The organism is Filomicrobium sp., assembly GCF_025698805.1.
GTDB classification, from domain to species: domain Bacteria; phylum Pseudomonadota; class Alphaproteobacteria; order Rhizobiales; family Hyphomicrobiaceae; genus Filomicrobium; species Filomicrobium insigne.
On sequence record NZ_JAILWT010000002.1, the window covers coordinates 669,136 to 689,107 of the forward strand.

21 protein-coding genes are annotated in these 19,972 nt (G+C 57.5%); 13 read left to right on the top strand and 8 right to left on the bottom strand.

All coding sequences use genetic code 11. From position 1 onward, the window contains the following. Positions 1-284: 284 nt before the first annotated feature. The 3 genes from K5845_RS06860 to K5845_RS06870 all read left to right on the top strand — a co-directional run bounded on the left by K5845_RS06860 (position 285) and on the right by K5845_RS06870 (position 3,611). Positions 285-1,418 carry a site-specific DNA-methyltransferase gene (locus K5845_RS06860; RefSeq protein ID WP_287958689.1) on the top strand — a complete coding sequence of 378 codons (1,134 nt, stop codon included), beginning with the start codon at positions 285-287 and terminating at the stop codon, positions 1,416-1,418. Between the two features lie 223 nt (positions 1,419-1,641). Continuing rightward, entirely contained in the window at positions 1,642-3,030 is a 1,389-nt protein-coding gene (locus K5845_RS06865; protein WP_287958690.1) for a YiiX/YebB-like N1pC/P60 family cysteine hydrolase, read from the top strand. Between the two features lie 182 nt (positions 3,031-3,212). Next, positions 3,213-3,611, top strand: coding sequence for a c-type cytochrome (locus K5845_RS06870; protein ID WP_287958691.1), 399 nt, complete (start codon positions 3,213-3,215; stop codon positions 3,609-3,611). Between the two features lie 31 nt (positions 3,612-3,642). Here the strand turns inward: K5845_RS06870 and K5845_RS06875 are convergent, their stop codons facing one another. The 5 genes from K5845_RS06875 to K5845_RS06895 all read right to left on the bottom strand — a co-directional run bounded on the left by K5845_RS06875 (position 3,643) and on the right by K5845_RS06895 (position 9,745). Further along, positions 3,643-3,888 carry a hypothetical protein gene (locus K5845_RS06875; protein ID WP_046479485.1) on the bottom strand — a complete coding sequence of 82 codons (246 nt, stop codon included), beginning with the start codon at positions 3,886-3,888 and terminating at the stop codon, positions 3,643-3,645. 41 nt (positions 3,889-3,929) lie between these two features. Then, complete coding sequence (gene smc / locus K5845_RS06880) at positions 3,930-7,394, bottom strand: chromosome segregation protein SMC (RefSeq protein ID WP_046479484.1); 3,465 nt, start codon at positions 7,392-7,394, stop codon at positions 3,930-3,932. A gap of 75 nt (positions 7,395-7,469) precedes the next feature. Continuing rightward, positions 7,470-8,267 (bottom strand): DsbA family protein, encoded by a 798-nt coding sequence (locus K5845_RS06885; protein WP_287958692.1) that lies wholly within the window; start codon positions 8,265-8,267, stop codon positions 7,470-7,472. Positions 8,268-8,286: 19 nt separating this feature from the next. After that, positions 8,287-8,967 (bottom strand): DsbA family protein, encoded by a 681-nt coding sequence (locus K5845_RS06890; RefSeq protein ID WP_244464961.1) that lies wholly within the window; start codon positions 8,965-8,967, stop codon positions 8,287-8,289. A gap of 199 nt (positions 8,968-9,166) precedes the next feature. Then, on the bottom strand, positions 9,167-9,745 hold the full coding sequence (locus K5845_RS06895; protein WP_160298735.1) for a DUF721 domain-containing protein: 579 nt from the start codon (positions 9,743-9,745) through the stop codon (positions 9,167-9,169). Between the two features lie 118 nt (positions 9,746-9,863). Here K5845_RS06895 and mutY point away from each other — a divergent pair, with 118 nt between their 5' ends. The 6 genes from mutY (at position 9,864) to K5845_RS06925 (ending at position 13,900) form a co-directional block, all read left to right on the top strand. Next, positions 9,864-10,967, top strand: coding sequence for an A/G-specific adenine glycosylase (mutY, locus tag K5845_RS06900; RefSeq protein ID WP_090228124.1), 1,104 nt, complete (start codon positions 9,864-9,866; stop codon positions 10,965-10,967). Between the two features lie 251 nt (positions 10,968-11,218). Then, positions 11,219-11,635: an AtpZ/AtpI family protein gene (locus K5845_RS06905; protein WP_046479481.1), complete on the top strand. Its 417-nt coding sequence runs from the start codon at positions 11,219-11,221 to the stop codon at positions 11,633-11,635. Between the two features lie 46 nt (positions 11,636-11,681). Then, a complete protein-coding gene (locus K5845_RS06910) occupies positions 11,682-12,425 on the top strand; it encodes a F0F1 ATP synthase subunit A (RefSeq protein WP_046480794.1) in 744 nt (247 codons plus the stop codon). Positions 12,426-12,490: 65 nt separating this feature from the next. Beyond that, positions 12,491-12,715, top strand: coding sequence for a F0F1 ATP synthase subunit C (locus tag K5845_RS06915; RefSeq protein ID WP_046479480.1), 225 nt, complete (start codon positions 12,491-12,493; stop codon positions 12,713-12,715). Between the two features lie 135 nt (positions 12,716-12,850). Then, entirely contained in the window at positions 12,851-13,393 is a 543-nt protein-coding gene (locus K5845_RS06920; RefSeq protein ID WP_046479479.1) for a F0F1 ATP synthase subunit B family protein, read from the top strand. A 21-nt stretch (positions 13,394-13,414) separates the two neighbouring features. Further along, on the top strand, positions 13,415-13,900 hold the full coding sequence (locus tag K5845_RS06925; RefSeq protein WP_046479478.1) for a F0F1 ATP synthase subunit B family protein: 486 nt from the start codon (positions 13,415-13,417) through the stop codon (positions 13,898-13,900). Positions 13,901-14,112: 212 nt separating this feature from the next. On the opposite strand, the gene K5845_RS06930 is transcribed toward K5845_RS06925, so the two are convergent. Further along, positions 14,113-14,769 carry a hypothetical protein gene (locus K5845_RS06930; RefSeq protein ID WP_082101289.1) on the bottom strand — a complete coding sequence of 219 codons (657 nt, stop codon included), beginning with the start codon at positions 14,767-14,769 and terminating at the stop codon, positions 14,113-14,115. 180 nt (positions 14,770-14,949) lie between these two features. Here K5845_RS06930 and ispH point away from each other — a divergent pair, with 180 nt between their 5' ends. From ispH to rnhA, 3 genes are all read left to right on the top strand, one after another. Next, a complete protein-coding gene (gene ispH, locus K5845_RS06935) occupies positions 14,950-15,963 on the top strand; it encodes a 4-hydroxy-3-methylbut-2-enyl diphosphate reductase (RefSeq protein ID WP_046479476.1) in 1,014 nt (337 codons plus the stop codon). A 72-nt stretch (positions 15,964-16,035) separates the two neighbouring features. Next, positions 16,036-17,010, top strand: a complete 975-nt coding sequence (locus tag K5845_RS06940) for a homoserine kinase (RefSeq protein ID WP_287958693.1) — start codon at positions 16,036-16,038, stop codon at positions 17,008-17,010. A gap of 17 nt (positions 17,011-17,027) precedes the next feature. After that, entirely contained in the window at positions 17,028-17,489 is a 462-nt protein-coding gene (gene rnhA, locus K5845_RS06945) for a ribonuclease HI (RefSeq protein WP_046480791.1), read from the top strand. 37 nt (positions 17,490-17,526) lie between these two features. On the opposite strand, the gene K5845_RS06950 is transcribed toward rnhA, so the two are convergent. After that, positions 17,527-18,024, bottom strand: a complete 498-nt coding sequence (locus K5845_RS06950) for a peroxiredoxin (RefSeq protein WP_287958694.1) — start codon at positions 18,022-18,024, stop codon at positions 17,527-17,529. A 127-nt stretch (positions 18,025-18,151) separates the two neighbouring features. Beyond that, a complete protein-coding gene (locus K5845_RS06955) occupies positions 18,152-19,027 on the bottom strand; it encodes a protein-disulfide reductase DsbD domain-containing protein (protein WP_046479473.1) in 876 nt (291 codons plus the stop codon). Positions 19,028-19,306: 279 nt separating this feature from the next. On the opposite strand from K5845_RS06955, the gene K5845_RS06960 reads away from it, so the two are divergent. Continuing rightward, positions 19,307-19,924: a YqgE/AlgH family protein gene (locus K5845_RS06960; RefSeq protein ID WP_046479472.1), complete on the top strand. Its 618-nt coding sequence runs from the start codon at positions 19,307-19,309 to the stop codon at positions 19,922-19,924. Positions 19,925-19,972 lie beyond the last annotated feature (48 nt).

Consider the following 19,972-nt stretch of genomic DNA (forward strand, 5'->3'; position numbering starts at 1 on the left):
AATGGGCTGTATCGCGAAAAGCGGTACAGCCCATTTTCATTTATGCCCCACTATTCAAGGCCAAACTTCGAACCTGACGCCTTCGTACGATCATGATATGTTCGTCATGTGTTCGCCTGAATCCGACACTACCAAGAGTCTGTGGATAACTTGACGTACGCCTTGGTTACGACTCGTTAACCACCCCTCCGCGATGGTGACGCTCGCCATCCTTCTGTACGGGCACTCAACCACCCGTCAGGTTTATTCTGTGGTCGTTTCAGCGTTTGGAAGTTACGTAGAACATGGTCTTGCGTCGGTCCCCCAAGTCTGCCCGCCCTCAACGTGATCGCATCATCATCGGGGACAGCCTCGAACAGCTCGCAAAAATCCCCGACGCCAGCGTCGATTTGGTCTTCGCGGACCCTCCTTACAATCTCCAGCTCGACGGCGAACTCCTGCGCCCCAACAACACCCGTGTGGACGGTGTCGACAACGACTGGGACCGCTTTGCCAGCTTTGCCGACTACGACGCGTTTTGCCGGACGTGGCTTGGCGAATGCCGCCGCATCTTGAAACCCGATGGCGCAATCTGGGTCATTGGCTCCTACCATAACGTCTTCCGGCTTGGGGCAACGATGCAGGATCTCGGCTTCTGGATCCTCAACGACGTCGTTTGGCGCAAGGTCAACCCGATGCCGAACTTCCGTGGCCGCCGCTTCACCAATGCGCACGAAACGCTGATCTGGGCCGCACGTGATCAGAAGTCACGCTACACTTTCAACTATGAGTCTTTGAAGGCTTTTAACGACGACTTGCAGATGCGCTCGGACTGGCTTTTCCCAATCTGCTCCGGACCTGAGCGCCTGAAGGACGATGACGGCCGCAAAGCTCACCCGACCCAGAAACCTGAAGCCCTGCTGAACCGCGTGTTGCTGGCCTCCTCCAACGTGGGCGATGTCGTCCTTGATCCGTTCTTTGGCACCGGCACGACAGGCGCCGTCGCCAAACGCCTCCGGCGCTCCTACATCGGCATCGAACGTGACAAGGACTACGCGGCAGCGGCCCGTGAACGTATCGCTAAGGTGCGCCAACTCCCCGCATCCGCCCTGGAAACACAGCCCTCGAAACGCTCTGAACCGCGCGTCCCATTCGGCACCATTATCGAGCTTGGCATTCTTAAGCCCGGCTCAGCCCTGTTCGATCCCCGCCGCAAGATCCGCGCCGAAGTTAAGGCCGACGGCACTCTAAGTTGGCAGAAAAGCCAAGGATCGATCCACCGCCTGGGTGCCCATGTTCAAGGCAAACAAGCCTGCAATGGCTGGACGTTCTGGCACTTTGAGACCGGCGGAAAACTCAAGCCGATCGATGAGTTGCGCGAACGCGCCAAGCAGCAACTTGGGCTCGCACGCATGCCAGCGTTGATCGCCGCCGAGTAGCAAAGGCCCGATTGATAACGCCGGACGCGCCACCCAATTGTCTGTCCGGCGACATATTTGAGGCGACCAATCGCGCCAGAGTGGTGCGTGTTTGCAATTTCGCTACTGCCGAAACCGAACTAGGCTCTGGCCCAGTTGATCTTGCTCCGCTATCTGAGCAGGGGGAGTACGCATTTTGCGCATCCGAACTTAATCGGGATCGCAGATTGTGGAGGAGTTTTGCGTGAACACGTCCACCGGACCGGCTAAATTGTTGAACGACGTCACCGCGTTCAAGGCCGCAATAACCAAACCTGTCTCGACGACGAGCCAGCTCGCTTCAAACCTCGATCAGCTCTACCAGGCTTTCGAGCAGGTTGACTTTGCCCAATACGATATCGCCCAGCATCGCGAAACCGCGCCAGAAATCATGGCCGCGCTGTTCGATCTGCGCGTCGCCCTGCGCGGGCAAGTCGGGCAATGGCACGACGCCGGAGCGATGTCGCGGCACGCCATCAAACGTGCACGTGATTGCCTGCGGGCACTCCGCTACGCATCGGACATCGTCGGTGAATTATGGATCGGGTTTGCCAGTCTGCCCGCCGACGCAAAGACGTTCCGCGCCTTCACCGGCCCTCATCACAACACGCAAGTACCTGCTGCACTGGCCGGACCGGCGCGCCTACCGTTCCAATCCGGAGACGTCGTCCTCGTCCGAGGCCGCCTGCATAACTCGGCCGCGATCGCACGCATCGGCGACATCGACTCTCAGTTCAGTCACGTCTTCATCATTTACGTCGATCCCAACGGCTCGCACTGGGCCGTAGAAGCTCTGATCGAAGACGGCTCTGTCATCCAGCCGTTGGCGAAGGTGTTAGGCCACGACCTCGGGCGGGCCATCGTTTTCCGCCACCGCGACCCGGCTCTCGCCCAACGCGCAGCCTACGTGATCCATGACCGCGTTCGCCTGTCCTTGAGCCCGCAGGGCAAACACATCCCCTACGATTTCACCATGCGCCTGGACAACGATCCGCGCGCACTCTTCTGCTCGAAGCTGGTGCGGCGCGCCTATAAAGAAGCAAGCGACCACAAATTTATCCTGCCCACATTCCCGACGCGCCTCGACATGAAAAATCGTGACTTCGTCGATCGTATCGGCGTGCAAACGACCGAAACCTTCGCACCGGGTGAGATGGAATTAGAACCCGCCTTCGACGTCGTAGCCGAATGGCAGGACTACCGCGTAACCTCTGACCTGCGTCTGCAGGACATCGTCATGGACAAGATCTTTGAATGGATGGAACGCGACGGATTCCGTTTTAGCGAAACCTTCAAGATCCGTCTGATCTCAATATTCGGGCGCTTGTCGAGCTATCTCTCGAACGACGTTAAAGACATGATCGACAACATCATTCCCAAAGTGCCCTCGAACATGAAGAGAAGCGCTGTTGCGGCGATCGCGATGTTGCATCAGACGGCGCAGCCGCTTCTCGAAGAACTTCGCAAGTTGGAAGCGGACCGCATCCGTCAATCGGATCTGCCGATGCACCCGCGTGAGGTGAGAGACCACCTAGAGCGCATGCGCCAGGAAGCTGGCAAAGAAATTGGATATTTGAAGATCCCACGCCGCTGAGGATTGAAACAATAGATTTGTAATTTTGACATTTAAAATCAGGAATACATTGTTCACTCCTAAGAGCATGCGAACAATAGAAAAATAAAGCCATTCACCTGCGGCCTGCCGACACGGGAACATTGAAACCTGTCCCCGCGTTTCCTCGATGATGACTGAAAATCAGGCCTCGAGAGGTAAAAATGGCTGATCGCGACCTTTTAAGAACCACTGCCGCCGCCCTGTTGACGGCGGGGTTTATTGTGGCCCTCGACAAACAAACGGAAGCACAAGAAAAAAACGAAGGCCAAATCGCCTACAACAATGCTTGCCGCACATGCCACACTACGGATGAAGGCGACAATCGGCTAGGCCCCAATCTGCACAACATCATAGGGCGCAAAGCCGGTGCAGCCGAAGGATACAATTATTCATCAGCAATGAAAAATGCCGGCTTCACTTGGGACGAGGCAAAGCTTGACGCATTCATCGCAAATCCGGACGCTGTCGTTTCAGGCAACAATATGAAGCCGTTCTCCGGAATTACGGACGAGGCCGAGAGAAAGAAAATCGTCGACTATCTCGCCAGCGAGGGAAGATAGGAAATCCTCAGATCCAAAAAATGAAACTGATTTATGATTTCCTGGATCGACCGAACATAAGTGATAGCGCCGTGACAATTAAAAACGGCGCTATTCCAACGACCGCATAGCGCACAACGTGCATAATCACGGCTTGATCATAAGCAGCTTGAGTTCCGGCATCACCGTGGCTGAGGTCCAGGGAAAGATGCGGCCAGCTGACCCAAGCCTCGTAAGCAACTGCACCAGCCCACGCAAGGCACAGTAGAATGGCTATTGCGATCAGAAGGCGTCCCATAAAAAATTCCCCCAATCACTCAGTCAGGATGCGCGGTAGCTTCAGCTAGCCTCGCGGAACTCTTGCGCTGTTTGCAAATCAACCGAAACGAGTTGCGACACGCCCTTTTCAGCCATAGTGACACCGAACAGGCGCTGCATCCGCGTCATCGTCATCGGGTGGTGTGTGATAACAAGGAACCGCGTCGCGGTTTCCTCCGCCATCTTCTCCATCAACGTACAGAACCGGTCGACGTTGGCGTCATCAAGTGGCGCGTCGACTTCATCGAGCACACAGATCGGTGACGGATTCGTCAGAAACACGGCGAAGATCAGAGAGAGCGCCGTCAATGTTTGTTCGCCGCCAGACAACAACGAAAGAGTTGCAGGCTTCTTGCCAGGCGGCCGCGCGATAATTTCAAGCCCACCCTCCAGAGGATCGTCTTCCGACTGAACCATCTCAAGGCGCGCTTCACCGCCGCCAAACAGGGTGCCGAACAGCCGCTGGAAATGTCCATCGACGGTCTGGAAAGCTTCATTCAACCGCTTGCGGCCTTCGCGATTGAGCTGACCGATACCCCCGCGCAGCTTGGCAATCGCCTGCTCAACGTCGCCCCGCTCAGATTCCATGCTCGTGAATTGGTCGGAAAGCTGCTCCAGGTCTTCATCCGCCTGCAGATTGACGCCGCCCAGCCGCTCGCGATCCGCTTTCAGGCGGTTCCATTGCCGGTCAACATCAGCCAGCGCTGGTAATGCATCTCCCTCACCAAGCTCAGCGAGCGACAAGCACGCCTCGGGCGTCACATTGAAGGTTTCATGAATACGGTGCGCCTCTTCCTGGCAACGGTTGCGCGCCGCTTCCAGCTTTGCCTCGATGCGCGCACGATCTTCACGTGCAGCACCGACATCACCTTGCGCCTCGCGCAACGCCGAAGCCGCGTCCGTGCGAGCCGCATCGCCACGCTGCAAGGCGTCGCTGGCTTCCTTTTGCTGGCGTTCAGCTTCAGTCAATCCGTCGAGCAACTTCTGACGGCGCGCCTCGATTTGTGCGGGCAGCCCTGCAAGCGTCTCGAGTTCGACACGGGCCTCATCGCGGCGCCCGCTCAAGGCCGACATCTGTTCGCCTGAGCCCGCTAGTCGTGTGCGCCAACGTTCGAGGTCCGACGCCAAGCTCGCCCTCTTATGAGCCCGCTCCTGACGCGCACGGGTTAAGGCCGCAACGGATGCACGCAAATCAGCGACATGCGCACGTTCTCCCTGCGCCTTTACCAGAATGGCCGAACGTTCCTCTTCAAGCGCCGCGATTGCGGAATCGCTAAAACGTTCGGCGACTGCTGCAGCCTCTGCCGCACGGCTCTCCGCTTCTTCGAGATCACGTTCAGAACTCGTACGTGCGCCCGCGATCGCCGCCAGCTTGCTTTCAATCTCGCGTCGCCGCCGATCGATTTTCTGCAAGGTCGCCTGCGCGGCGGAAAGTTCATTCTGCGCGTTGCGCCAATCCTGCCGCAGCCGCTGCTCTTCACCCTGCACATCTCGCAACAATGCGGCCGCCTGGACTTCTGCTGCGGCATCCCGCTCAGCTTGCTCACGCGCCTGCGTTTCTTCCTGAGCCAACGCTGTAAGCCGGTTACGTTGGCTCAGGCGTTGCGCGGCAGCTGTCATTCCGTGTGACGCCGCAACGAAGCCATCCCAACGCCAAAGATCGCCTTCTCGGCTCACCAACCGTTGCCCCGGCCGCAAGTAAGGCTGCAAATCAGCACCTGCATCGCTCGCAACAACGCCAATTTGCCGAAGCCGTCGTTGCAGCTCAGGCGGCGCTTTGACGTGAGCATCAAGCGGATCGACGCCCTCTGGCAACGGCGGGTCGTTATCATCGCCTTCGATCAACAGCCAATGCACGGCCGCGGCGGAATCGGCTGGCGCGTCAAGGTCATCGCCGAGCGCGGCACCGAGCGCGGCCTCGAAACCGGGAGCTACGCGCACTGAATCGACGATCGCTGGATAGTCACCGCTGTCCGGCACTAACAGACGCGCAAGCGTCTCACGTTCCGTCTTGAGAGCATTGGCCGTCATCCGCGACTGCGACGCGGCTTCGCGGCGCTCCGTCACAGTTTCGGCCAGCCCCTCATGCCTCATTTCCGCATCGCTTGTGCGCTGCTCGATATCGGCAATCAGTTCGCCAAGCCGCGCCACATCCGCCAGCACCCGCTCATGGTCAGCGGCATCATTACCACCACCGCCGATCTCGGAAGCTTGACGGTCCAGCGTCTCCAACTGCGTTTTGACTCGCTCAACGCGCTGGCGCGCCTGCGTCAGAGTGGATTGTGCGCTGTCGCGTTGTGCGCGTTCTTGCGCGACCGCCGCAGTCAAGCGTGAAAGTTCGGCTTCCGTGGCCTCAAGTGCCGCGGCCGCATCTTTAAGATCAACTTCAGCCGACAGAGCCGATGTCTCAGCGTTGGTCTCCTCGCCCTCGATAGCGTCGATCTCTTGTTCGAGCCGGGCGATGGTGTCCACAGCCTCGGTCTTGAGCGCCTCCTCACGCGCCAAGTCGCGTTCCAACTGCGCGATCCGATCTTCGAGTTCCGAAGCCCGCGTCGTTTGCCGTTCCGCCTCGCGTTCGAAATTTTCAGCCTCGATGCGCAGACGCGCCAGCAAGGCGCTCGCTTTCCCATCAGCCTCACGCAGAGGTAACAATTGCGCAGCAGCTTCAGCCTCCGCCCGCAGAGACGCTGCCTCCGCCCGCGTCGCCTCACCCAGCCGAACCAGAACTTCGCGCAGCCGCGCTTCCTCAGCCTCAGCCGCTGCGTAAGCATCACGCCACGTCAGATGCATGAGCAGGGCTTCCGCCCGCGTAATCTCCCGCGAGAGATCTCGATACCGCCGCGCCTGCCGCGCTTGCCGCTTCAATGATTCGATCTGCGAGTTGAGTCCACCGAGCACATCGTTGAGGCGCGCGAGATTGTTTTCCGCAGCCTTCAAGCGCAACTCAGCTTCGTGACGCCGCGAATGCAGGCCCGCGATCCCCGCTGCATCCTCAAGAATTCGGCGACGCGCCTCAGGCTTGGCATTGACGATATCGCCGATCTGCCCCTGACGCACCAGCGCTGGAGAGCGCGATCCGGTTGCCGCGTCTTCGAACAGGATCTTGACGTCGCGAGCACGCGCTTCGCGACCATTGATACGATAAGCAGACCCCGCCTCGCGCTCGATGCGTCGCGTAATCTCGATGGTATCGCTGTCGTTGAATTCGACTGGGGCCAAGCGTTCCGAGTTGTCGATAAAGATCGTCACCTCGGCAAGGTTCCTCGCCGGACGCGAACTCGTACCTGAGAAGATAACGTCGTCCATTGCTGCTGCACGCATGGATTTGTGGGACGTCTCACCCATCACCCAGCGCAGCGCTTCGAGAAGGTTGGACTTGCCACACCCGTTAGGACCGACAACACCAGTCAGTCCCGGTTCGATGACCAGTTCGGTAGGCTCGACAAATGATTTGAAGCCGAGCAGCCTAAGCCGGCTGATGCGCATGAGCCTGAACTCCCCAGCTTCCGCAGACCGAAAGCACTAGGACCGCGAGCCTCGAAAACGAAGCTGCTCTCAATTTCAACGCGTGTCCGCTGTATTCTGTGCGGCTACGGGTACGCCAAGAAGCGGATCAATCATCGCCTTCAAGTCGGCATACGTAAGGACCTTCTTGACCAGCTTATTCTGGACAAAAAAGTTCGGGGTTCCGATCACGCCCAACGTGCGCCCGCGATCCTTGATCCACTCAAGCCCCTCGATCATGGCTTGATTCTTGAGGCAGGCGTCAAATTCTGCACGGCTAAGCCCCACTTGAGCTGCCACCTTGTGGATAGCATCAAGCCGAACCTCCTGGCTTACCCAGGAACCCTGTTGCTCGAGAAACTTGGAGTAGAGGGTGAAATAGGTCTCGGGACGGGCGCATCTCAACGCGATCGTCGCATTGCCCGAAGACCGTCCGATCGGAAATTCGCGAATAATGAACCGCACTTTGCCGCGATCAATGTAATCGCGCTTGAGTTGCGGAAACACCTCTTTTTGAAACTTGCGGCAATATGGGCAGGTGAGCGAGGCGTACTTGATAATCGTCACCGGAGCGTCCCCCCGCCCAAGTGACATTTCCGGCAAAGCCCCCACCTTCATCACCTCGTCCATCGACGGATTGGAGATGATTTGGCGCCCACCATAGGAGGTAGAGCTATGGTCCGCGAACGGGTTAAACGGCGCAGAGGTTTTTGTCTGCTTGCTCGCGCCTAATCCACCGTATGCGCTCGTGGACGATGTTTCGCCTTGGTTCGCGGCGTTGTTGGCCTGCAGCAACTGTTCCGACGCGCAGCCCGCGACGAGCGTCATGACACTGACGACCAAAACAGAAGACATCCGCCTCAACAAGACGACCTCACCCCGCGTTCAAAATAGGATCGATAACTTTGCTGAAGTCTTCGATGGAGGTGCCCCCCGCCAGCTTCTTGCCGTTGATGAAGAACGTCGGTGTCGAGTTAACACCGAACACAGAAGAAGCACGTTCGCGACGCTTCATGATTTTGTCCAAAAGATCTTCGTCTTTCAGGCACGCGTCGAAGCTTTCCTTCGTGAAACCAGCCTGCTTGGCAATTTCCCGCAACGCCGGCACCGGATTGGACTTCACAAACGCCCAATCGGCCTGCTTATCGAAAAGGACGCTGATAAGCGGGAAGGTTTTGTCATCACCTGCGCAGCGTGCAAGCATTGATGCGGCAGCCGCAAGATTGTCCAGCGGAAATTCCCGCATGACAAAATAGATCTTGTTCGTGTCGATGTATTTTTCTTTGAGCTCAGGAAACACGCTTTTATGGAAGCGCGCGCAGTGCCCACAGGTCATCGAAGCATACTCGACCACGGTCACTTTTGCGTCCGGGGAACCTAGAGTCAGATCCTTAAGACCATCGGGCTGCATGAGCTCCGCCACAGGCACTTCGTCCGCCGCCAGCGCAAACCGCGCAGGCACGATCCCGAGGCCGAATGCAACTGCCGCGGTGCCCGCACCGGCGAGAACTGTACGGCGACGAATTCCCTCGGGACGAAAATCGGATTGGGTCAAGGCGAAAGCTCCCTTGTTATTCACGCGATCGTGGCTAGCGTAATGATTGGTCCCGCATTAAGGCAATCTGCCGCTGAATGCCAACTGAATACTTTTTAAGGCGCCATCACGTCCGCGCGAGGAGCGATTGAGCGTAGGGCATTCACAAACCTAGCCAAACATCGCCCGTCGCTCACCTTCAATCTGGTGAATAGGATTTCTATCGGGCCGCGTCTTGGCTAAAGCCCTTCTGAAGTCGCATCAGGGCATCCTGCAGAGCCTTATCCGCCACAACAGGCGCTTTGACCGGTTGTTCTGCGGGCGAAGCCGGAGGAGGAGCCGCACGCAGGATATCCGGCGTTTTGCCACCAATCTTCGCCTTCGGCTCAACTTCTACCGGCGCTTGCAGAATGCGCAGGTCGGCAATCGCGCGATACCCAAAATAGACGTTGATCCGCTCAAGGAGTTGCGCGGTAGAATATTGCACGTCGAGCGCCCGCGCCGGATCCACGCGTAGAATCAAGCATGCGCCGGGACGGCCCTCGCATCCACTTTCAACGTCACCGCGGATCGGCACGTTGCGCGGCCATTTGATCCTCTCCGGTCGCGTATAGGTCGCAAGATCCTTGCCTGCGATCGCCGCCCAGTCCGTCAACAAAGCAACTGTTGAAAATCCATACTTCTCGAAGGCCTTTTGCGTCAGTTGCGGTACGAAACTGCCGACGGTCTTAGCGACCGGCATCCCCCATCTGGAGCGCCGCGTGGTTGCCAGAATCGCTTTGCGAGGAGACGATGTCACTGGATCTGCTCCCGATTTTCTGCGGTGCTGGGATAACGGATAGACATCCATTCCCACGAACAGTCACCATGGGTACCATCTGGTAGACGATTCGTGGCTTCCGCCATGGGAGAATGACATGGGCGCTGTTGCTCGTAAGCAACTACCTCTCCGACCTGCCGGGCCGGATACTACGGCGGCCCTGTTAGACTGGTATGATAGTGAACGCCGCGAGTTGCCATGGCGTAGCCCGCCTGGTCGCAAAGCGGACCCGTATCGTGTGTGGCTCAGCGAAATCATGCTGCAGCAAACAACCGTCAAAGCGGTCATTCCCTATTATCGCGAATTTCTTCGGGCTTGGCCAAACGTCCGCGCCCTGGCGGCCGCCAGTCTCGATGAAGTGCTGACCAAGTGGGCTGGACTTGGCTACTACTCACGCGCACGCAATCTGCATAAATGCGCCATCGCCATCGTGGAGGAACACGGCGGCCGCTTTCCTCGCTCCGAAGCCGCCCTTCGCAAGCTGCCGGGTATCGGCCCCTACACGGCCGCGGCCATTGCCGCCATTGCCTTCAACGAGGAAGCAACCCCGGTAGACGGCAACATCGAACGCGTTATCGCGCGCCTGTTTGCTCTGCGTCTCCCTCTTCCGGCCGCCAAGTCAGAAATCAAACGCCTCGCTTCTACGCTGGTGCCCAGTGACCGTCCCGGAGATTTCGCGCAGGCGATGATGGATCTTGGCGCAACTGTCTGCACGCCCAAGCGGCCATCCTGCCTCATGTGCCCGATTCAGCCCGACTGCCACGGATACGCCAAGGGCATGGCGGAAAGCCTCCCGCTCAAGCTCGCCAAACCCGACCGCCCCTCACGATTCGGCTACGCCTTCCTGGCGCTGAGCGAAGACGGTCACATCCTTCTCCGCCGTCGCCAAGAGGCCGGCCTCCTTGGCGGCATGATGGAAGTCCCCTCGACGGAATGGCGCGATGACTGGCTCTCAGTCGAAGATGCCATGCGCTCAGCCCCATTTAAAACAGACTGGTGGCCGGTCACTGGCACTGTCACACACACATTTACGCACTTCCGCCTGCAGCTGAACGTTTACCGCGCGATCGTACCGGCCGACGCCACGTTAACCTTTTGGTCTGAACCGAACCGCTGCCGCTGGGTGAATCGCCGCGATCTTCACAACGAGGCCCTTCCAAGCCTTATGCGCAAGGTGATTGCACACGCATTGCCACAATAGGAGCGGTGCATCCCAATTTCAGGCTTCGGACAGATGCAGTTTCGAGGCATCGCGAACGGATTTTCCGTCTTCGGCAATGGCCGCTGTTACAAGCTTTAATGCACTTTGCCCCCTGCGCGGTTTCGTCCTATGATACGGGGCCTATGAGGGCTTCACGGTTTCTTGACACCCCCCTGGCCTCTCTCTATGTTCGCGCCGTCAATCAACCCGTCCAGAGGCTGTTTTGTGCCTTGGTTCGAGGACGCGCTCCCATGACAAACGGATCCAAAGGCGACGCACCTGAAAACGGGGCGCCGGACCCTAGGGAAAAGGAAGCGCTCGAACGGCGTTTGGAAGGGTTGGGGCAACGGCTTGATAAAATCAGGTCGGAGGAAGCCGCCAAGGCGGAGGCCGAAGAAGACGCCAGAATTCACAGCCGTGGCATGGCCTACGGCTTGCGGATGGCAAGCGAGCTCGTCGGAGCCGTGCTGGTCGGAGGACTGATCGGGTTTGGGCTCGACACTTTGTTGGGCACGGTACCTTGGTTTTTCCTTTTCTTTTTCGTTCTGGGCTTGATCGCCGGCATCCGTAACGTGATACGAGGGTTTGAGCGGCTTCAGGCCGAGATCGCCGCAAAAACACGCGGAGATATCGGAACCGACATCCGCAACAGTGACGACGACGATTGATCGGGAGAGCTACGTGGCATCGACGCATAATGGGGCGGAAGGCGGCATGCCGGATCCTATCCACCAGTTCGAGATCAAACGGCTCCTGCCACTCGAGCTTTTTGGATTGGACGCGTCCTTCACCAATTCTGCGCTTTACATGATCATTACGGTTGCCGTCACATTCGGCTTCCTGATGTACGCAACGCGCGGTCGTTCGCTGGTACCCTCACGTATTCAGTCTCTCGCGGAAATCGCGTACGAATTCATCGCGAAAATGGTACGCGATAGCGCCGGCAAAGCCGGCATGCAGTTTTTTCCGCTCGTGTTCACGCTATTCATGTTCATCTTAATCGCGAACATGATCAGCATGGTGCCGGGCAGTTTCACGGTAATGAGCCATATTGGCGTGACGGCAGCGTTGGCCCTGCTCGTCTTCGCGACGGTTATCATCTCCGGTCTCATCAAGCACGGTTTTGGCTTTCTCAAGCTGTTCGTGCCCTCGGGTGTTCCGATTTACGTTTTGCCGCTGGTTAGCTTGATCGAGATCGTCTCGTTCCTGTCCCGCCCGGTAAGTCACTCGGTGCGTCTGTTTGCCAACATGCTCGCCGGTCACATTACGCTAAAGGTGTTCGGCGGATTTGCAGTCATGCTGATCGGTTCGGGAACCTATGCAGCTTTGACGCCGCTCCCAGTATTCATGGCGATCGCGATTACGGCACTGGAATTCCTCGTGTCATTCCTTCAGGCCTACGTCTTCGCCATGCTGACCTGCATGTACCTTAATGATGCGCTTCATCCCAGCCACTAGGGGTGAAGCCTCGTAACCCGAAATCCAACTCAACAGACCTGTTTTTGAACAAAAGGGAGAAGTCAATGGATCCAGCAGCCGCAAAGCTTATCGGTGCCGGCCTTGCCGCAATTGGCCTGGGCTTCGCCGCTATCGGCGTAGGCAACCTCTTCGGCCAGTTCCTGCAGGGAGCGCTCCGCAATCCGTCGGCTGCCGATGGTCAGTTTGGCCGTCTCATTTTCGGCTTCGCCGTGACCGAAGCACTCGGCATCTTCGCACTGCTGATCGCCTTCCTGCTTCTGTTCACCTGATCATCAAAGTTGCGGCTTGGGGAGTGTGTCGGGGAACCCCGTGTTCCCTTTGGCTCCCCGGGCGGCATCGATATTGGCACGGGCGGAACTTTCCGTCTGGCCTAGGATTCAGGTAAATGACGCGGACACCGAGTTATGGCCACACCTGACAATACCGGCACCGAAATCCCGCACGACGGGGCCCATCCGGTGGCGTTCCCACCTTTGGATGGTTCTACGGTTGCCCCTCAGCTCGTCTGGCTGGCGATCACTTTCGGAGCCCTCTATCTGCTGCTATCGCGCATTGCGCTGCCGCGGATCGGCGAGGTCATCGAGGAGCGGCGCGACCGTATCCAACGTGATCTTGATTCAGCCGAGCGTTTAAAAGGCGAAACCGAACAAGCCTTGGCCGCATACGAACAGGCTTTGGCCGACGCGCGTGCCAATGCAAACGCCATCGCCAAAGAAACCCGCGACCGTCTCGCTCAGCGTGTTGATGCGAAGCAAAAGCAGGTTGATACGGAGATCGAAGCCAAGGTATCCGAGGCCGAACGGCGTATTGATGAAACCCGCACGAAGGCGCTTACGAGCGTTGACGAAATTGCTTCGGGCATCGTCGGACCATTGGTTGCCAACTTGGTCGGAACGTCTCCGTCTGACGACGAAGTCAAAACGGCGCTCGCCAAGCAGTCTGACTGATAAAAGGATCGAACGTTCGCCATGTTGCTAAGCGCTGAGTTCTGGGTCCTCTTCTCCTTTATCGCCTTCATGGCGATTGTGCTCTATCTGCGCGTACCACGCACAGTCGGTTCGGCACTCGATAACCGCGCCGATAAAATCCGTCAGGAACTGGACGACGCACGCCGCCTGCGTGAAGAAGCGCAGGCAATGCTGGCAGATTACCAGCGTAGAGCGCGGGAAGCCGAAGAAGAGGCGAAAAGCATAGTCGACCAGGCCCGCCGCGAGGCTGAAGCTCTCGAAGCGGAAACGGAACTCAAGCTCAAGGATAACCTGGAGCGTAGAACTCGGCTCGCCGAAGAAAAGATTGCACGCGCGGAAGCCCAGGCAATCAGCGAGGTTCGTTCCAAAGCGATCGATGCTGCCGTTGCTGCTGCTGAAGCAATCCTTAGGAACAAGACCTCCGGCCAAAGCGGCAATGAGTTGGTTCAAGACAGCATTCGCAAGCTGTCGAACCGACTGAACTAGGCTACACCGCACGATCACAACAAATACTGAAACGGCCGGACAGCGATGTCCGGCCGTTTCGTTTTGAGATGATCTTGCGGCGTAAAAAAAATGCAACACAACGCGCGAGATGAGCAAGCCGCAATGGCGGCCCGCCTGCTGGATTCGTAGCGTTTCAGAGTGTAGGTCGGTTATCCGCGAGCCAAGAAGGAGAAGGGAAAGCGTTTCTGCTCTTAGCCTGCCCCAGGGGCTTTTCGGTCGAACGCGACGAACATTTCGTATTCGCCGGGGCGCGCGCCTTGAGCAACATCGAACGAGATTGACTGGACGGCTGAGAAATATCCGATCGGCTGATCCATCACCATGTCGACGGAAACCTGCATGGCGTCGGTGGCCACCTTCTCGCGTTTCGCATCGGTCACGAAGATATGTACGGGCAATGTCACTGGACCTGCCACGCCACTTGGCCCAAGCAGTACCCGACCCGAGATGCCGTATTTCACCGTGACACGACTGCCATCAACCACACATTCGCGAGCTGTCTTTGTGATCTCGCCGCGATGCCGTATCGCAAGGCTATCGCCGACCCGGCCTTCCATATAGATGGTAAGGTTGTTATCGCGCGGCCAAACCTCGAATTTCGGACAACCTGGCGAAATACCTGAGGCACTCGTGGTTGTACCACCCGTCACTTCGGCTTTTGCAGCCGACAGAAGTTGTTCTTCGCTAACCGATTGAACTTGTGACGTCTGCTGGCTAGAGCCGCCAAATCCGCCGGGCCCAAGCCCTGACGTCAAAGAAGGGAGGCCACACCCCCCAAGCGCAGTAACCATAAGTCCAACGGCTAAAACGTGAGCGCTCCGCCGTATTGGTTTTGCCACCGATTGCATCCCGACGCCCCAGTTCCCATAATCGGCCGGAAAATATTGCATTGGCTTGACTGTCCCCCAAGGCCTTGACTTTCGGCCCCCAATGCCATTTCGAGTCACCTCGAACCATCCTATCATGTAACCGGTCCCACAAAGGCGGGGTGCCCATGTAGTCCCCAGCCGTGATAGATCCGATACCTAATGCCTCCGACCGAAACGGTCCGGAAACCAAAGGAAAGAATTCCTGTGCCGCATAAAGCCATCACGATCCTGCTTGCTGCCCCGCGTGGTTTTTGTGCCGGCGTTGATCGGGCAATCAAGATCGTAGAACTTGCTTTGGCTAAGTTCGGCTCACCTGTCTATGTACGCCACGAGATCGTCCACAATCGCTACGTCGTTGACAAATTGAGGGAAAAAGGCGCCATTTTTGTGGAAGAACTGGACGAGATTCCAGTAACGGACCAGCCTGTGATATTTTCGGCACACGGTGTCGCAAAGGTGGTACCCGAAGCTGCAAAGTCCCGAAACCTTTTCGTCATAGACGCCACCTGCCCGCTCGTCTTCAAAGTCCACTTTGAGGCAATCCGCCATCACGAGCACGGATTGGAAGTGCTCCTGATCGGACATGCTGGTCACCCTGAAGTCATCGGCACCATGGGACAGCTTCCGCCCGGTACCGTACATCTGATCGAGACGGTCGGAGATGCGCACGCATTTACTCCTCGCGACCCGACCAAACTCGCTTATGTCACGCAGACAACACTATCGGTGGACGACACCGCAGAAATCTCCGGTGTTTTGCGCAGCCGCTTTCCAGGCATCGTCCATCCTCCAAAGGAAGACATCTGTTACGCCACCACCAACCGGCAGATCGCGGTAAAAGAGATTGCGGGCCGCTGCGACGTCCTCTTCGTCGTGGGGGCGACCTACAGTTCGAATTCGATGCGGCTCGTGGAAGTTGCGGAACGCGCCGGATGCAAAAAGGCGATGCTCGTTCAACGAGCAACAGATATCCCATGGGAGATCATCGAAGACGGGGCCACGGTGGGCCTTTCGGCTGGCGCCTCCGCACCGGAAGTGCTCGTCAACGAAGTGATCAGCGCATTGCGCGAGCGCTTCGATGCAAAACTTGAAACGGTGACCACCGCAGAGGAAAATGTAGCCTTTAATATTCCCCGCGCGCTGCGCGACATACCCGTCGATGCCAACACGTAACGTCTAGGCCGCTCACCAATCCTCCAATTCGAACAACCGCGAAAGCCCTGCGACAAGGACGAACGACCCTCCATGGCGGTCTATACCGAAGTCAGTGATGACGACTTGGCCTCTTTTCTCAGCCGCTATGAAGTCGGCGAATTGCTGTCCTACAAAGGCATTGCCGAAGGCGTTGAAAATACCAACTACATCGTCCACACCACGACAGGCCCATATATCCTGACGCTCTATGAGAAGCGGGTTTCGGCGGACGATCTTCCTTTCTTCCTCGGGCTGATGGAACATCTCGCCGCGCGGCAGGTCACCTGCCCCACGCCCGTGCGTGACCGAACGGGAAACCACCTCGGCGAGTTATGCGGACGAGCAGCCGCACTCGTCACCTTTCTCGAAGGCTTCTGGATACGGCGCCCCAAACCTGAGCATTGCTCCAAGGTCGGTCACGCCCTTGCGCAACTTCATCAGGCAGGCGCTGATTTCAAACTAACCCGCCGCAACGCCCTGAGCACGTGGGATTGGCGTCCTCTCTTTGAACGCTTTGCGTCTGAAGCAGACTCCATCGCGCCCGGCCTAGAAGCGCTGATCAAAGCCGAACTCGATGTGCTCGAAACCGATTGGCCGCTGGCGCTACCGGAAGGCGTCATCCATGCCGACCTCTTCCCGGACAACGTCTTTTTTCTGGCGAAAGACGTTTCCGGACTGATCGATTTTTATTTCGCCTGCAATGATGCGCTCGCCTACGACATCGCCATTTGTCTAAACGCCTGGTGCTTCGAACAGGATTTTTCGTTCAACGTCACCAAGGCGCGAGCGCTGCTGCGCGGCTACGAAGAAATACGCAGCCTGACGGAAGACGAGCGCAAAGCCATGCCGCTGCTCGCACGAGGTGCCGCCTTGCGCTTCTTGCTGACACGCTGTTACGACTGGCTCAACCGGCCTGCCGGTGCCGTCGTCAATCCGCATGATCCGATCGACTATCTGCGCCGGCTCCGCTTCCATCAGAGCGTACGTTCAATCGCCGACTACGGTTATGGAGATGGCTCCCGATGAGTTCAGAAAAAACCTCAATGCCATCGGTGGTCATTTACACCGATGGCGCTTGTTCGGGGAATCCAGGTCCTGGCGGCTGGGGCGCCATCCTGATGTCAGGTGAGCACCGCAAGGAACTTTCAGGCGGTGAAGCGCAATCCACGAACAACCGCATGGAGCTGATGGCCGCCATATCGGCGCTGGAAGCTCTCAAGCGCAAAAGCAACGTCGAACTGCACACAGACTCGAACTACGTCAAGAACGGCATCACACAGTGGATTCACGGCTGGAAGCGCAATGGCTGGCGCACTGCGGACAAAAAGCCGGTTAAGAACGCTGAATTGTGGCAGCGCCTCGATGAAATGCGCCAGCGCCACAATGTCGATTGGCATTGGGTGAAAGGTCACGCTGGCCATGTCGAAAATGAACGCGCCGACGAACTGGCCCGCGAAGGGATGCGCCCTTTTCTCAAGGGCGCAAAGCAGACAGCGGGCGATTGACCTACATATCAATCGCCCCCTCGCCATCACGTCTCGCTTAGATGCTGTTTCCAATCATCGAGCACAGCGTATCCGCACTCGATTTGTCATGGACCGGCGGCGCATCATCAATATTGAGAATCTTCACGACACCGTCTTCCACGAGCATAGAGTAGCGCTTGGAACGCACACCTAATCCGTGTGCAGAAAGATCAATATCGAGGCCGAGCTTCTTTGCGAATTCCGCACTACCGTCCGCGAGCATCTGCACTTTGCCGCTCGCACCAGTTTGCTCCGCCCAATTGTTGAGGACGAAAGCGTCGTTGACGGCCGTGCAGGCAATCGCATCGACGCCCTTTGCTTTGATTTCATCGAGACGAGCAAGAAAGCCCGGCATGTGCTGCTTGTGGCACGTCGGTGTGAACGCACCCGGCACCGCAAACAGAGCGACCTTCTTCCCACCAAAGACATCGTTGGTGGTGACCTTATGCGGCCCTTCAGCCCCCATCACAAAGAAAGTCGCGTCAGGCAAGCGGTCGCCAACACTGATACTCATGAGCTGTCTCCTCCGGAAAAAAGACGCGACACGATCAGGTCGCGCATAGTTGGAAAGGCGTCGCGGAAAACATAAACCAAGCCCTACCGCGCAACCAGCTTTCAATCGAAAGCCCAGAACGCAAGCATCACTTGACGACGAATGTTGCCTCTGACTGCCCTTCAGCTCCCACAAGGGTTAAACGAATAGTTTTGCCCTTCAGCTTGGACACGTCATCAGCTTCTCGAAGGTCGATCTCAAAACGGCTCGCGGTCGTGCTTCCTTCCTGCATTCGGGCCGGCATAGGGAGATAGAAGTCGTCCGATGCTTCCGCAAAAACATCACCCTCATGCGCAGCTGAGCCAAAATCAACATCGAGAAGAATACGAGGCTGATCACCCGAAAGATGAACCTCATGTTGCACAAGCTTGGGGTCACCTACCTTGGCGGACGCCTCACTACGGGGAATAAGATCGAGTGCCTTTTGCAGGAGAGAAGGCAGTCCCACTTGAGCTTGACGGGGTACGTTCACCGTCAACTCCTGCTCCACTGGGACGCAGATGTCGGCACAGATGCCAAAGTTGAACTTCACGCGAAGTTCCACATCCTGATCTGGATCCGCCGGTCGCACCAGAACGGGCATCACGACATTTCCTTTGTACCCGATCGTTTCACCCGCCGGATCGCGAAAACGTTTGGGCGCCGGATAAAGAACTTCCGTGTTCGCGACATTGCCCGACCCCGACCAGTCGAATTCGGGTGGGACGCCGCCAGCGTCCCCAGGATTACGCCAATAGGTTTTCCAACCAGGTTGAAGTGCGACTTGTATACCCGCAACGATGTCCTGTCCGTTATCTCCACGGCGCGCAGCGATCAAACGGACTTGAGACATATGCGCCTCGTGCCAGGGAGACGACAACTCTGCCGTCTGCCCCGTAGCACTCAAAGTCACGGTGGCCGTCACAAGCGCTGCGCTCAGCAAAGCGACGCGGTGAACGTGTCCGGAGAAACCGGCATCATTCATGGGATTTCCCTTGTTAAGCGTATCGGCGCCATCCGTATCCGGTGAGGTTATGCACACTGTCGCGACGGCGACATTCAGTGTCAAATAAGACGCAGGTAACCGACAAGTCACGTCTTACTGAAGCCGCTCCCAGCGCACGCACGCTCCACACTTGCCGTGGCAACCACACCAAAATGCGGCTTAGAACAACAAATTACAACGCACCCTGAATTATAGGCTCTATAGCACGCCCAACGATTCAGTCTTCACAGGGCGCCAGCCGCAGAGTTAGTCTAACGTATGTCGACTCTGCGCTCACTGCCGCTCGACGGCGCACATTCATTCCTTGACGGCCAACTTCTGGTCGCCATGCCATTGATGACAGACACGCGTTTTGCGCGCTCTGTGATCTATCTGTGCGCCCATTCCGAAGACGGTGCCATGGGTCTGATCATCAATCAAACAGCACCGAACATCTCCTTTCCCGACCTTCTCGATAGGCTCGACATAATGCCTGGCGAAGGCAGCCATTCATGGCAACCTGATGCACTTGCGTCCATGCCAATTCACGTCGGCGGACCTGTGGAAACCGGTCGCGGGTTCGTGCTCCATAGCTCGGATTACTTCGTGTCCGAATCCACGCTCTCCATAAACGAAGGTATCTGCCTGACGGCAACTCTAGACATTCTGAAAGCAATTGCCGATGGCCGCGGCCCTTCGCGGGCCATCCTCGCACTAGGCTATGCAGGATGGTCTCCAGGCCAGTTGGAAGATGAGATCCAGGCGAACGGCTGGCTGCACTGTCCGCCGGACCCCGACATTATCTTCTCGCCCGACCCACATGCGAAATACCAAAGAGCAATGGCGAAGATCGGGATTGATCCATCGCATCTCGTTGCCGATGCCGGCCACGCCTGACATCGAGCGCCATCTCACCTGATTTCAATGATGTAAATGTGGTATCGG